We start from the raw sequence: 15,729 nt of genomic DNA, 5'->3' as shown, positions 1-15,729 counted from the left end.
TATTGAAAAGAAAAATATACACAAAAAAGCCCAATACACAATAACTAATTGCATTTTGAGCCATTAATTATTTGGGTTCTTTTTAGCATACAGAAAGAAATTTATCAATCATTGGAATAGACTTTTACTGGAAATATCTTGATTGAATACAGTTTTCCATAGAAACTTTCCTCTGGATGTAAAACTAAAATGTTCGAAAGCCCTATTAGACCCATTCACATCCGAAAATACAATGTACAACGTTGGTCGTAAAGCTTATCCCTTTACTTTGTGCCACCTTAAACCCTCCAGTACATTAAACTTTGCTTATATAACTTACAAATCAGTATATTTTGCTATTTTTGCACCTCGTTTTTCGTTTGATAATGACAGAAGTCATATTTTTGTAACGCGAACATTTGCAACGCTCAGCGGTTAAAGTCTCCAAGTAGATTATTGATATGGATAGAATACAACAGTTATATAAGGCAATTCAGGAACGCATCCTGATTTTAGATGGTGCTATGGGAAGTTTGATTCAGACCTATAAACTCGAGGAAGAGGATTATAGGGGGGAACGTTTCAAAAATTACCATATGTCTATCAAAGGGAACAATGATATTCTTTCCATCACCCAACCGCAAATAATCAAAGAAATTCACGCTAAGTATTTGGAGGCCGGTTCCGATATTATTGAAACCAATACTTTTAACGCCACAACAATTTCGCAGGCCGATTATGATATGCAGGCAGCGGTTTGGGATATCAACTACGAATCGGCCAAGATTGCACGTGAAGTAGCTGATGAATACACGTTAAAGACGCCCGAGAAACCAAGATTCGTATGTGGTTCCATAGGCCCGTTGAACAAAGCGTTGTCACTATCACCGGATGTGAACAATCCTGGATACAGAGCCGCCTCTTTTGATGAGGTAAAGGCAGCCTACAAAGAGCAGGTTGAGGCACTTATAAAAGGAGGTTCCGATTTGTTGATGATCGAAACGGTGTTTGATACGCTTAACGCGAAGGCGGCACTATTGGCCATTGACGAGGTGTTTGTTGAATTGGGCAAAAAGTTGCCAGTAATGGTTTCGGGTACGATTACCGATGCTAGTGGCAGAACTTTGTCGGGACAGACCTTACAAGCTTTTATCGATTCGGTTTCGCACATGGATATATTAAGTATCGGCTTAAATTGTTCGTTGGGTGCCGAAGAACTAGAGCCTTATGTAACCGAGTTAGCACAAAAAGCACCTTTTTACATTAGTACCCATCCCAATGCCGGTTTGCCTAACCAGTTTGGTGAGTATGATCAAACGCCCGAACAAATGTCGGAGCTAATCAGCAAATGGCTTGACGAAGGCAAAGTGAATATTTTAGGTGGCTGTTGCGGAACCACCCCTGAACATATTGCGGCATTGGCCCAAGCGGCGCAAAAATATAATGCACACAAGAAAGTGGACCCGCCCAGGATTACACACCTAAGTGGGTTAGAATCATTGCAGATGCGCAAGGAAACCAATTTTATAAATATTGGTGAGCGATGCAATGTGGCTGGTTCCCGAAAATTCTTGCGCCTTATCAAAGAAAAGAAATACGAAGAAGCAGTCGACATTGCCCGTCACCAGGTAGAAAACGGCGCACAGATTATTGATGTAAACATGGACGATGCCATGTTAGAATCCAAGGAGGAGATGGTCACCTTCCTGAATATGCTCATGTCGGATCCGGATGTATCAAGGGTTCCCGTGATGGTGGATTCATCCAAATTCGAAGTCATAGAAGCAGGGCTAAAGTGTCTGCAAGGAAAATCCGTAGTGAACAGCATCAGTCTGAAAGAGGGAGAAGAAGCATTTTTGCATCAAGCGGCGACCATCAAAAAATACGGTGCTGCAGTAGTGGTAATGGCCTTCGACGAAAAAGGACAAGCCGACAACTTCGAGCGACGGAAAGAGATATGCGGAAGAGCCTACAAATTGCTGACCGAAAAGGTAAATTTCCCCCCACAAGATATCATCTTCGACCCCAATGTACTGGCCATCGCCACCGGCATTGAAGAGCATAACAATTATGCGGTTGATTTTATCAAGACATGTAAATGGATTAAGGAAAACTTGCCTCATGCCCATATCAGTGGCGGGATCAGCAACCTGTCGTTTTCGTTCCGAGGAAACAACGTGGTACGTGAGGCCATACATTCCGTATTTTTATATTATGCCATCAAAGAAGGTCTGGACATGGGGATCGTAAATCCTTCTATGCTTCAGGTATATGACGATATCCCCAAAGAATTGCTGGCTTATGTGGAAGATGTGGTTTTCAACAAACGACCGGATGCTACCGACCGATTGGTTGATTATGCCGAAACCGTCAAAAACACCCAACAAGAAGCCGGAGAAACCCAACAAGCAGCATGGCGCGAAGGGAACCTGGAAGAGCGGCTGACACATTGCCTGGTGAAAGGAATCGCGGACTATCTCAATGAGGATTTAAAAGAAGCTTTAGAAAAATACCCGACTGCGTTGGATATTATTGAGCAACCATTGATGGATGGAATGAATGTGGTGGGCGACCTGTTTGGCGACGGTAAAATGTTCCTGCCCCAGGTAGTTAAAACCGCCCGAGTAATGAAAAAGGCGGTGGCTGTTCTTCAACCCATTATCGAAGAAGAAAAAACTTTAACCGGAGCCTCTTCCAGCAATGGTAAAATACTAATGGCTACCGTTAAAGGTGATGTCCATGATATCGGAAAGAATATTGTGGGCGTTATTTTGGGCTGCAACAATTATGAGGTGGTTGACTTGGGAGTGATGGTTCCGACCGAAAAAATATTGAAGGAAGCGATTGCGCAGGATGCAGATATTATTGGGTTAAGTGGTTTAATCACCCCTTCTCTGGAAGAGATGGTGAATGTAGCCAGGGAAATGAAGAATCAAAACTTTGAGATTCCTCTTTTAATAGGTGGCGCAACCACCTCAAAAGTACATACGGCAGTAAAAATCGAACCCGAGTATAACCAGCCTGTGGTTCATGTAAAAGACGCATCGAAAAGCGCACAGGTGGTAAGTGCCTTGCTTTCGAAAACGCGAAAAGAAGAATTTTCGAAACATACCCGTGAAGAATATGCCGGACTAAGAGAGCGGAATGCCAACAAAAAACAAGCGAATATTGCTCCGATCGAAAAAGCCAGGGAACAGAAATATAAGATCAATTGGAACCAGAATGAAGTCAGCAAGCCCAACATGATAGGCATTAAAGTGTTCGATGATTATTCGGTAGCTGAGATCCGCAAGTATATTGATTGGACTTTCTTTTATCAGGCTTGGAATCTGACCGGAAATTACGATGGTATTGAAGCAGTGGAAACAGCTGGTCAAGAAAATGAATGGCTGAATAAATACAAAACAGAAAATGCCCGGGCCAAAGCCGAGGAAGCTTTAAAGCTTTGGAGAGATGCCCAAGCCATGCTCAACAAAATTGAGCAGGATAAGATGCTGACACCTAAAGCTGTGTTCGGGTTGTTCCCGGCAAACAGTGATGGCGATGATGTAATTGTTTATACCGACGAGACCCGGACCGAAGAAATAACAAGGTTTCATCAAATGCGCGAGCAGCAGGACAAGCCGGGGAAAAAGGCCTTCCATTCTCTCTCCGATTTTATTGCTCCGGCTTCATCAGGGGTAAAAGATTATATCGGAGGATTTGCGGTAACTTCAGGTATTGGAATTGAAAAATGGGAAAAGGCCTACGAGGACGACCACGACGATTTCAGTGCTATCCTGCTAAAAGCATTGGCGGACCGCCTGGCTGAAGCCTTTGCGGAACTTCTCCACTTCAGGGTTCGCAAAGAGTTTTGGGGTTATGCCCCGGACGAAGAGTTCAATACCGAGAACTTTATTCGCGAACGTTACCGCGGCATCCGACCGGCATTGGGATATCCTGCCTGCCCCGATCATAGCGAGAAGCGCTTACTGTTCGATCTAATGAATGTAGAAGAAAACGTAGGCATTACCCTAACGGAACATTTTAGCATGTACCCGAATGCATCCGTAAGCGGTATGTATTTTGGACATCCTAAAGCCATGTATTTCGGAATTGGAAAAGTAGGTAAAGATCAGGTAGAGGATTTAGCCCGACGGAAAGGTATCTCCGTGGAAGAAATGGAAAAATGGATTCCTATTAATCTGAGTTATAAATAAGCAAAACAACAGTTATCAGTTTGCAGGTAGCAGCCATAGGCATATATTTGCCGTTGCATTGATAAAACGTTTGTGGAGAAAATAAAATTAATAAGACAAATATAAATGACAGCTGCAGAGTTAGTTTTAAAAGATAAAGAAACCAAGTTCTCGTTCGAACTTTTGCCGCCTTTAAAAGGAAACAACATCGATAAGGTATTTAAAACCATCGATACACTAAAAGAATTCAACCCACAATTTATCAATATTACCTCGCACCGCGAGGAGTATAAGTTTGCCGTTAACGACAATGGATATGTCGAAAAAAAGATAGTACGCAAACGTCCCGGAACGGTAGCCGTAGCTGCGTCCATCCAAAACAAATATGGCATCAAGGTAATTCCGCATATCATCTCGCGCGGTTTTACCAAATCGGAGACTGAATATGCGCTTATCGACCTGAATTTCATGGGTATTCACGACATCCTTGTATTGCGTGGTGACGACACCCACAAGGAAAAGTATCCTGAAAGAAGCGAAGATTGCAATCAATATGCCATTGAATTAGCGCAGCAGGTGAACGATTTAAACAAAGGTATTTATTTGGATGGCACTAGTAACGATGCTTTTGATACCCCGTTTGCTTATGGGGTAGCCGGTTATCCCGAAAAGCACGAAGAAGCGCCCAATATGGACTCTGACTTAGCCTACTTAAAAGCCAAAGTGGATGCAGGTGCCGAATATGTGATGACCCAAATGTTTTTCGACAACCAAAAATATTTCGATTTTGTGGATAAGTGCAGGGCTATTGGCATTACGGTTCCTATTATTCCAGGTATCAAACCTATTACAACCGCTAACCAACTAACAGTTTTACCTAAAATATTCAGCTGTGAAATACCGGAAGATTTTGCCAAAGAACTGCGAAAGTGCAAAGACAACGACCAGGTAAAACAAGTAGGCGTGGAGTGGTGCATTCAGCAATCACTTGACCTTAAAAAGAAAGGTGTGCCGATTATTCACTTTTATACCATGATGGCTACACAAAGCACCAGAAAAGTAGCCGAAGCGGTATATTAAAAGATAACATAATCATACGAAAAACCGACTCTTATTCCGGGTCGGTTTTTTTATACAATTAATTCTTCTTTGAATATATTCTCCGTACAACCCGGATTCTTAACTAAACGACATTGCCCTAAATATGCATTCTCTATTGCATATTAACTTCTACGAAGTGGCGAAAATATTGACAATTGCACAAAAGTTATAAACCAACATTGTCCTTTTGAATTTGACAAATTCCATATGACAGATCTTGGCTTAACATAACACGTTTATCGCAATAGGTTGAAAAATAAATTTTTATCCGTTCAGCTTTCCAGGCTAAATATTTTGTTATTTTTTAGTATTAACTTTATCCGGAATATCGGTAATAGTTATCATATTTACCGCATAAAACTTATGCACCTATGTTACTTAAATCTATCAATCCCGCTAACGGTGAAATTGTTCGCGAATACCCGGAATCACAATGGGAAGAGATCGACAATACTATCCGCGATGTAAAAAACGCGTTTAAATCCTGGCGGAAGACTTCTATACAAAAACGCATCGATCACGTAAAAAACTTAGCCCGGCTCTTAGAAATCAAGAAAGAAGGGCTGTCTTTTACCATTACAATTGAGATGGGAAAACCCATCGTGGAATCACGCGCAGAGATTGACAAATGTATTTGGTTATGCAATTATTATTGCGATAATATTGATGAGTTCCTAAAACCCAGGCCCGTTTCTACCGAAGCAACGGAATCGTATGTTTCGTTTCAGCCCATTGGTGTTATCCTGGCCATCATGCCATGGAATTTTCCGTTATGGCAGGTGTTCAGGTGCGCGATTCCATCCATCCTGGCCGGCAACACCATGGTCTTAAAGCACGCCTCCAATGTTCCCGGGTGCTCTATTGCCATCGAAGACTTGTTCCTGGAATCGGATTTTCCGGATGACATCTTCCGTTCGGTGCTCACTTCAAACAGAAAAGTAGAGCGGATGATTGCCAATAAACGCATCGCTGCCGTCACGTTAACCGGAAGCACCAAAGCCGGACAGGCTGTGGCAAAAACATCCGGAACTTATCTTAAAAAATGTGTCCTGGAGCTGGGAGGCAGCGACCCATATATTATTTTAAACGATGCAGATCTGGACTTGGCCGTAGAAGCGTGCATCAAGGGGAGATTGCTAAATACCGGACAAAGCTGCATAGGAGCCAAACGCTTTATTGCCACCGAGAAAATATATGAAGAGTTTGAACATAAGTTTGTGAAGGAGATGAAATCGGCAACGATGGGCGATCCTTTCAACGAGTTCAACCAGCTAGGCCCCATGGCAAGAGGAAACATCCGCGAGGATTTGATGAGCCAGGTAAATAAATCGGTTTCGTTAGGAGCTAATCTTCTCTGCGGGGGTGAGATTAATTACGATATTGAAGGGTTCTATTATCCGCCTACGGTTTTGTCGAATGTGCAAGCCGGGATGCCTGCTTACAACCAAGAACTATTTGGCCCGGTAGCTTCCTTAATGAAGGCAAAGGGAGAACAGGAAGCCATTAAAATTGCCAACGACACTAGTTTTGGACTGGGAGCCGCTGTTTTCACCTCTGATTTAGACCGAGGAAAATACATAGCAGAATACGAACTTGATGCAGGTTGTTGTTTCGTGAATGACTTTGTGAAATCGGACCCTCGCCTGCCTTTTGGAGGAGTAAAGGAAAGCGGATATGGCAGAGAACTCTCCATTTATGGCTTGTATGAATTCGTCAATATTAAATCGATATATATAAAATAATGACATTTGAAGAGGCCTTAGTAAAAGCATCAAACATATGTGCCCGACAGGAAAAGTGTATTTTTGATATCGAGAAAAAGTTAAATGACTGGAAAGTAAGTGCGGACATTGCCAATATGGTAATCGACCAGCTGACCAAAGAAAAGTTTATCGACGAGGAAAGGTACATCAAGTTTTATGTAAAAGATAAATTTCAGTTTAACCGCTGGGGAAAAATAAAAATTAAATGGCAGCTCAAGTCTAAACGACTATCCGGACAGCAAGTGGACAAGGCACTGGAACTAATTAATGATGAAGAATATAAAAATGCTTTGGCGCAATTATTGATACAAAAGAGAAGAAGGATAAAAGACGATGACAAATTCAAGATAAAGGCTTCATTAATTCGATACGCATCATCGCGGGGCTTTGAACCTGATTTGATTTATCAAGTTTTGGATTCAGAAATAATGAATGATAACAAATAAAACATTAACCTATGAACACCTTTAACTCCCAGATACTTATTGGCAGGATTATGCTGTGCCTAATGGCACTTCCTGCAATTCTCTCCTTCTCCACGGTGGAAGCCAAAAGAAAACCATCTTGGGTTAAGCAGCGTCCTACTGATGCTAATTACTATTACGGAAGGGCCATGAGATCAAAAGTAGGCGGTGAAGCAAGCTATCGCACCGAGGCCAGAAACAAGGCATTGAAAGAATTAAGTTCTGAAATTAAGGTGACCATTTCTTCCAATTCAATCCTTCGACAATTCGAAAACAACTATCAAGTAAAAGAGGAATTTGAAGCAAGCACACATGAATCGGTAGAGGCAACACTGGAAGGTTATGAGGTACTCACATGGGAAAACAAAAAGGAATATTGGGTAATGGTTCGCCTGAATAAGGACAAATATGCCATGCGCAAGAAGCAAAAACTGGATTATGCGAAAAAGATGTGCGCCACCTATTATTACGATGGTAAAAAAGCTGTTGAGAAGGGCAATATTTATGAAGGCTTGCTGTTTTATGTACAAGCTATCAAAGCCATTAAACCGCATGCCAACGAGGATTTAACCTACAGAGATATCAATGGAAACCTAAATCTGGGATCCGATATTTTTAGTGCGATACAAGAAGCATTCCGGAAAATTAATTTAGAAGCGGCGCAGTCTTCGTTTGTCGTGCAGTTTAGCAAGGAAATAAAGGTCCCTCTTTCGCTTCAGGCCAGTTATACTGACGAATTAGGAGACAGTCGTCCTATTACGAATTTACCATTGGTCTTCTCATTTACAAAAGGGAAAGGCGAATTAACCAAAACCGGCACAACGGACCGAGACGGAAAGGCCAGGTGTGACATTATCCGGTTGATCTCCAAAAGAAAGAGCCAGGAAATTACCGCTGAGTTCAATTTGGATTTGTTCCTTGAAGAAGAAACCCTTGAAGACAAAGTACTTTTAAAAGCTTTCTTTCATGATGGGTATTTACCTAAAACCATTTTCAATATTGAGGTTCAAAAGTCCACCGCTTTTGTTGTGATCAACGAGCTTGTATTTGATAAAAAAACGGCAAATGGCGCTTTAGGCAAATCAATTCGTTCCGAGTTGGCACAAAGCTATTTTAACATTACCGAGGATAAAACAAATGCCGATTTCACTGTCTCTATTGATGCTAAGTTCATTGAAGGCGGCGAGAGACAGGGTAAGGGGTATTCCGTATTTATTGTGTTTGCCGATTTTCATATGACGGTTACCGATAATAAATCGCAAATGGAAATTTTCGCCGACGGCTTTGATAGGCTAAGAGGGATGCAACCCCGAAGTTATGAATATGCACTTAAAAACGTTAGGGAAAAAGCCAAGCAAAAAATTATAGATGAAATATTTCCTAAAATGGAACAGGTGAATCTTTAGATTTGTCATTGGATAATGGTCGTGGGTCAGTCGTCATTGACCAATAAAGTGGGTAAAAACGCACTAATGGCTAACGAGCGGTGACTATCCGTGATTGTCCGCAAATATTGCTTTAGGGTGGTAAGCGTAGTAACCTCCAAATACCGAAACAAATAAAGAGATGGTATAAAACAAGATGCTCAATGCCACCGCATGGTCCTGATCCAATCCCAAATATTGTGAGCCAAACATAAATGTAACCTCCCTCAATCCCAATCCACCTAACGAAATTGGAATGGCAGACATAATACTGGACAACAAAAACAAAAACAAGTAGTCATCCTGTCTCCCCGTCAATTCGGTACCCATCGACTTTAAAATAATAATGGCCGAAATCATTTGTAATCCCTGAATAACAATCGACAGCAAAAAAACTTTCCAGGTAGCCCCGGTTAAATGGCGACTAAAAAGCCGCAAATAAATAAAATACCCCAGCGCAATAAAAGGAATAAAAACGATAAAATAATTGAGGAACGGATTAATCCATCTTAACAAATCATGGATCATCTGTATTCCGCCCTCGGGCACGGCAGCTTTACCTAAATCATAATCTATAAAATAAACCAAAGCGCACAGGAATACTAAAATCACCGATAAACCACTAAGCCTATCGGCCAAAACAGTTCCTATCAATCGCTTTACCGAAGTTTTATAATATCTGTTAATTAAGAAAACTTTATATCCATCTCCGCCAACGCCTCCAGGTAGAAACAAATTATAAAACATACCCAGCCAGTATAGTTTTAAATTTACCAATGAACCTATTTTAACCGGTACGTATTTGTAAAATATATTGAGCCTAAATGCCGAAACTATTTGAGATAGCCCATACACCAATATGGATAATATTAAAAACCAGACATTAATTCCTTTGATGGCCCCAAACGTCTGTTCAATATCAACTTTTGAAAAAACATAATACAATGCAGTAATTGATAACACTATTTTGGCAATCAGTTTTATTGCCTTGGAATGCTTTTTTAAGAACGACAAAATCCGAAAATTTTAGATATGATTTGAAGTTACAAAGTAATGCATATTTGCAACAATAACAGTTTATTAACCTAGCTTTAACTTTCTTTGTTTAAAATACGAAGGCAGATTACTATTTAATTTAGGTTTATAGGCCCAGTTTAATCGGTAACCTAAAAAATAATGAAGTAAATAGGTATAAGCTGTTCCGATAAGTGCCCCCGCAAATATATCCATAAAAAAGTGTTGACACAGGTACACCCTGGAAACCCCTACCAATAAAGCTATAAAAAAAGTTATAACCCCCCAGTATCCTTTTTTTAAAACAATGCTGAAAGCAAATGCCCCAGCAAAAGCCGTCATGGTATGCCCGGAAGGGAACGAACCGGAGTGATGATATTTAAATCCTTCGATTATATGATAAAATGCTTCCGTCCCCAGATAAGAAGCCGGACGAGGCATTCCGTTAAATATTACCTGCTTTAATAAAAACGTAAAAATTCCGGCACAGACGAGTGCCGAGGCAAACAAAATGGAATAATAATATCGGATAAACAGAAATACAACCGAGAGAATGCCTAGTAATCCTCCAAGTCCCAAATGCGTATAAAGTTGAAAGAAACCATCCCAAGGTTCCGAAGCTAAACTATTTAAATGCAACAGTAGTTCCCCTTTGGAAAATAGGAATAAGCATGCACCTCCAACCAGCGCAAAAACGAGACAACAAACAATAAAAACTTTAGAGGATATAGGAATATGATTTTTCATTTTTACCTGATAATTTATCTTACATGCACATTATCTCAAACATAGAAAGATAATTCACCAAGATAACATGATAACTAATTAATTATGTAATAAACCTAAACAAATTGTTATTTTAAAAGCATTTCGGCGAGTTCTTCTTCATAGAAAAAGTCACCTCCTCCAAAGGCAGGATACAAATCATCTATCCATTGTGCTTGGCAATCGTACTTGGCAAAAAATGGGCGGGCTGCCCAATCGCTGTTACGTCCTTGAATAAACTCAAGCGCGATAATTTTCTCACCCTTAATTTCAGTTACGCCAATCACTCTTATTTTTCCGGGCGTACAGGACATACTTGGCCCTCTGACTGTACGGGCTATCCCGCTCACTTGGGTATAGGCTTTCTGAAAAATCTTCCACGCTCTCACAACAGGAATTCCAAAATAATCCTGTGCACCTGTGTCACGCGCAATAAACATGTAATACGGCACCATTCCTAATTCAACTTGTTTGCGCCACATATCAGCCCAAATGGTGCTGCTTGCATTAATATGATTGAGAACCGGCGATTGTGTTCTGATGATTGCCCCTGTGCTTCTAATTCTTCGAATAGCTTGTTTAACCGCATCCGTACTAAGCTCCTGTGGGTGGTTGAAGTGCGCCATGAACGAAAGCGACTTGCCTGCCTTTGTGATACGTTTAAAAATAGACAGCATTTCATCCGCATCAGCGTCCGTTAAAAAACGATAGGGCCAAAAACTCAGCGATTTGGAACCAATTCTGATGGTTTTTAGATGCTCTATGTTTGCCTCTATTATTTTGGATATATAGGTGTCAAATGTTTTGGCTTTCATTACCATTGGGTCACCTCCGGTAATCAGCAGATCTGTAATTTCCGTATGTTCTTTGAGGTATCCAACTATAGAATCGGCTTCTTTCATCGAAAACTTAAGCTCACTATCCATGTTGGTAAACTGCGGCCACCTAAAGCAGAAAGTACAATAGGCATGGCAAGTTTGTCCTTGTGATGGAAAAAACAACATCGTCTCTCTGTACTTATGTTGTACTCCATTTAATTTTTCCCCATTTAATTCAGGAACATTGTATTCCAACTGACCTGCCGGATGAGGATTAAGTTTTTCCCGTATAATATTAGCTTCCCTTCTAATAACACCTTTGTCGGCACCAGAAAGAATTAGTTCGGCCATACGATTAAAATCTTCGCGGAACAGCATATCTTTCTGTGGAAAATTCAAGATAAACATGGGGTCTTCACGAAAATTATCCCAGTCTATTAACTCATCAACTACATAGTTGTTCGTTTTAAACGGAAGAACATTTCCAACGACCTCAATATTCAACAAATCTTCTTCCGACAATCTTTCAATTTGCGGAATCTTCCTAAAATTATGCAATGCGTAAGTTTGATACCTCATTGTTACACAGTCTTTATAAGTTTTTAATCTCTCAACACAACATCAAAACGCCCAAAAAAAAGCGATAGTATATCTGTCACTTTCAATTGGAAAGAGTAAGCATACTCATATAGTAAAAAGAGGGTGCTCCCAACACCCAAAAAGACAGATTCTACTAAAAATACGAAAAAAATACCATATTGGCAATTGCTTAACTTTTAATTAATCCAAACGTAAACCACAGTACGAAAGGATGTTATGGGCATATAGTATAAATCGGACACAAAATTAGTGAAAATATGTAAGAAATTCTACCTGACACCGTTTAAAAAACATGACATTAGACATCTTTATGTTCATATCAAAAGCTTTAATTTTGGCATAACCCTAACTTTAAGGCGGCAATCTGCTACCTGATGAGTTCGGTTCTATTGGTATCCAATTTCAGAAAGATGAACAACAACGTAGTGAAGCCCCATAATGACGATCCCCCATAGCTAAAGAAAGGGAGTGGTATCCCGATAACCGGAGCCAGACCAATGGTCATTCCAATGTTTACCGTAAAATGATAAAAGAATATTGACGCAACGCAGTATCCGTAGATCCTACTAAATGCGGAATGTTGTTTTTCGGCAAGAAATATTAATCTCAATATCAAAAACAAAAACAGAAAAACTACCGAAAAAGTACCTAAATATCCCCATTCCTCGCCGACGGTACAAAAAATAAAGTCGGTGCTCTGTTCCGGCACAAAGTCAAACTTGGTTTGGGTACCCTGAAGGTATCCCTTGCCTGTAAGGCCTCCCGAACCGATAGCAATTTTTGATTGATTCACGTTATAACCAGCCCCCAAGGGGTCATCTTTAAATCCAAGCAAAACATAAACACGGTTTCTCTGATATTCCGATAGTACATCATTTACAAAGTAATCTGCCGAAAAAGTAGCCGCTACGGCACCCCACATAAAAATTATAGCAGGTATTACTGGTTTTAGTTTCTTGGCAAAACCTCGTACCAAAAGATACACCGTTAAAACAACGATTGCAAACAATGCAAATAAGTCCCATCGCAACGTTAGCCCCAGCACATAAAACACAGCTAACATCAGTAAAAATCCTCCTGCGAGAAATATCATGCTCCGTAAAGCAATTTTTTTGTCGATTTGCAAAAACAGAAATAAGTATATCCCCAGCACAATCAATGATAATATGATGATATTGGGATAAACCAAGGTCAGGACTGAAGTTATGGCTGCTATAATTCCAAATATCAATATGTTACCCGTCAACCCTTCGCGATAGAACGGTAAAATAAAAATAAAGAAAACCAAAGCCGAACCCGTATCGTTCTGCAGCAAAATACACATTACCGGTAATGCCCACAAGCCAACAATCTTGATCAGTTCTTTAAACTTGCCAAACGAAAACTCATGCCGACTCATAATCCTAGACAGGGTTAGTGCCGTAGCAATCTTAGCCAGCTCCGCGGGCTGAAACCTAACCGGACCTATCTCAAACCATGATTTGGCTCCATTAATCTCTTTCCCGATGAATATAACCGTAAATAGCAACACCACAGATAAACCATAAAGAAAATAAGAGAACGCCACATAAAAAGTACTATTCGTCATAAATATGGCCCAAATAATAATCATGGAAAGGGCTATCCAGATAACCTGTTTGGCATATTCCATGTCGGTATCGAAAAATACGGGGTTCTCGGGATTATAATTGGCGGCATAAATATTAAACCAACCAAATAGTACAAGGGTTACATAGATAATGATGGTCACCCAATCCGCCTTTTTATCATAACTATTTTTCAACATGAATCAAATCTCCTTCTAACATTCGTTGTTCGATCCATTTCCGGGACGGATGGATTTCCTTATTCAAATATTTTTCTACCATCAAACTGGCTATAGGCGCTGCCCACCGCGCTCCAAAACCACCATTTTCAACATAAACCGCTATAGCAATCTGCGGATCATCCTTTGGGGCAAATGCTATAAAAACGGAATGATCTTCGCCATGGGGGTTTTGGGCCGTTCCGGTTTTTCCACATATGCTTATTCCCGGTATCCGGGCAATCGTCGCCGTACTTCCCGCACCGCCCCATATCGCCAATTCCATTCCATCAACAACAGGACTAAAGTGAGCGGTGTCTATCCCTGTCTCTCGCACCTGTTTAAACCTGGACGGTATGGTGTCTTTTTCAATTTCCTTAATGATATGTGGCGTATAAAAAGTTCCACGGTTGGCTAACGTTGAAGCCATATTGGCCATTTGCAGCGGAGTTGTCAACAGCTCCCCCTGACCAATAGCCAATGAAACTACGGTTAACGACGACCAACTTTTTTTGTAATATTTATCGTAATATTTGCTGTTGGGCACAAAACCGCGTATTTCGTTTGCAAAGTCTGCCCCTAATGTATAACCAAAGCCAAACTTAACCAGATAGTTTTTCCAAACCTCGAAACCTTCCTGAACAGATGCATTTTTGGGATTGTCCAGGATATTACGAAACACATGGCAATAATAAGCATTGCATGATTGAGCTATTGAGTTTTTTAAATCCAGCGGACTTCTATGATCATGACAGCCCAAATGAAATCGCCCTACATTATATCCCATGTAACACTCATATGCAGAATGGGGCGTTATCACACCTTCTTGCAATCCAATGAGCGCATTTATCGTTTTAAAAGTAGAACCTGGAGGGTACCAGCCCATAATCGATCTATTAAAAAGCGGCTTGAGCGTATCGGTGCTCAACATAGAAAAATGACTTGCCCGTTTTTTACCAACCAACAAGGCAGGATCGTAATTAGGTGCAGAAACCATAGAAAGCAACTCCCCCGTTTGGGGTTCAATGGCAACTATGGCACCGATTTTATTTTTCATCATTTCTTCGCCATATTTCTGCAAGTCGATATCAATAGTCAGTTTAATGTCTTTTCCTGCTTCAGCCGGGATATCATACTCACCATCTCTGAACACCCCTTTTTCGCGACCGTGAACATCTACTAAAACATATTTATATCCTTTTTTACCTCTAAGAAATTTTTCATATGTCGACTCTATACCATTAATGCCATGATAATCGCCGCGTATATAATAACCATCCTTTTCGATATCCTGTGGCCCCACTTCACCCACGTAACCCAGAATATGTGCTGCATGTGGGTATTCATATTTACGCAACGTTCTGCGCTGCACGAAGAAACCATCAAACTTATAAAGCTTTTCCTGAAGATATCCGTATTGCTTAGCCGATAACTGCTTATAAAATATGGATGGTTTTATCCTTGATATTTTCTTGTTTTTCAGCTTCCCCTTCATGTCGGCAAACAGCCTTCGTAGATCCTCTATATCTATTTCCAACGCCTTGCAAAAATCAACCGAATCGATTGGTTTAAGCTCTCTTGGCACCACCATTAAATCATAATCTGCCTGGTTGGAAACAATAAGCTTTCCGTTTCTGTCATAAACCAATCCCCGGGCAGGAAAATTAATAATTTCGCGACGGGTATTGCTTTCAGCCGAAAACTTGTAAGATGGGTCGTAAACCTGAAGAATAAAAAGCTTAATGACAAAGGTGATTCCAATGAACAAAAAGATAAGGGCGACAACTATGGTTCTTCTACTAATGTTTTCCACTGTTCA

The 15,729-nt window shown here is 40.6% G+C and carries 10 protein-coding genes; 5 read left to right on the top strand and 5 right to left on the bottom strand.

Going from position 1 to position 15,729, the window contains the following annotated elements:
* The first annotated feature begins 440 nt into the window (after positions 1–440).
* The 5 genes from metH to ACT29I_RS12690 all read left to right on the top strand — a co-directional run bounded on the left by metH (position 441) and on the right by ACT29I_RS12690 (position 8,891).
* Positions 441–4,178 carry a methionine synthase gene (gene metH, locus ACT29I_RS12710; RefSeq protein WP_444793604.1) on the top strand — a complete coding sequence of 1,246 codons (3,738 nt, stop codon included), beginning with the start codon at positions 441–443 and terminating at the stop codon, positions 4,176–4,178.
* A 105-nt stretch (positions 4,179–4,283) separates the two neighbouring features.
* Positions 4,284–5,237 (top strand): methylenetetrahydrofolate reductase [NAD(P)H], encoded by a 954-nt coding sequence (gene metF / locus ACT29I_RS12705; RefSeq protein WP_430935833.1) that lies wholly within the window; start codon positions 4,284–4,286, stop codon positions 5,235–5,237.
* A 392-nt stretch (positions 5,238–5,629) separates the two neighbouring features.
* Positions 5,630–7,000: an NAD-dependent succinate-semialdehyde dehydrogenase gene (locus ACT29I_RS12700; protein ID WP_444793603.1), complete on the top strand. Its 1,371-nt coding sequence runs from the start codon at positions 5,630–5,632 to the stop codon at positions 6,998–7,000.
* Positions 7,000–7,467, top strand: a complete 468-nt coding sequence (locus ACT29I_RS12695; protein ID WP_430935837.1) for a regulatory protein RecX — start codon at positions 7,000–7,002, stop codon at positions 7,465–7,467. The genes ACT29I_RS12700 and ACT29I_RS12695 overlap by 1 nt, the downstream gene beginning before the upstream one ends.
* 11 nt (positions 7,468–7,478) lie before the next feature.
* Positions 7,479–8,891 (top strand): LPP20 family lipoprotein, encoded by a 1,413-nt coding sequence (locus ACT29I_RS12690; protein ID WP_430935839.1) that lies wholly within the window; start codon positions 7,479–7,481, stop codon positions 8,889–8,891.
* Between the two features lie 84 nt (positions 8,892–8,975).
* Here ACT29I_RS12690 and ACT29I_RS12685 read toward each other — a convergent pair whose 3' ends face one another.
* The 5 genes from ACT29I_RS12685 to mrdA form a co-directional block, all read right to left on the bottom strand.
* Positions 8,976–9,923 (bottom strand): lysylphosphatidylglycerol synthase transmembrane domain-containing protein, encoded by a 948-nt coding sequence (locus ACT29I_RS12685; RefSeq protein WP_444793602.1) that lies wholly within the window; start codon positions 9,921–9,923, stop codon positions 8,976–8,978.
* A gap of 66 nt (positions 9,924–9,989) precedes the next feature.
* Entirely contained in the window at positions 9,990–10,670 is a 681-nt protein-coding gene (locus ACT29I_RS12680) for a phosphatase PAP2 family protein (protein WP_444793601.1), read from the bottom strand.
* Between the two features lie 107 nt (positions 10,671–10,777).
* Complete coding sequence (locus ACT29I_RS12675) at positions 10,778–12,085, bottom strand: KamA family radical SAM protein (RefSeq protein WP_444793600.1); 1,308 nt, start codon at positions 12,083–12,085, stop codon at positions 10,778–10,780.
* A 388-nt stretch (positions 12,086–12,473) separates the two neighbouring features.
* On the bottom strand, positions 12,474–13,892 hold the full coding sequence (gene rodA, locus ACT29I_RS12670) for a rod shape-determining protein RodA (protein ID WP_430932049.1): 1,419 nt from the start codon (positions 13,890–13,892) through the stop codon (positions 12,474–12,476).
* Positions 13,879–15,723 (bottom strand): penicillin-binding protein 2, encoded by a 1,845-nt coding sequence (gene mrdA / locus ACT29I_RS12665; protein ID WP_430932048.1) that lies wholly within the window; start codon positions 15,721–15,723, stop codon positions 13,879–13,881. Before mrdA ends, rodA begins: the two co-directional genes overlap by 14 nt.
* Between the last annotated feature and the right edge of the window lie 6 nt (positions 15,724–15,729).

The sequence above is a fragment of the Saccharicrinis sp. GN24d3 genome (assembly GCF_052400645.1).
Taxonomy (GTDB): Bacteria; Bacteroidota; Bacteroidia; order Bacteroidales; family Marinilabiliaceae; genus Saccharicrinis.
This window is presented reverse-complemented; position numbering and strand designations above follow the sequence as displayed.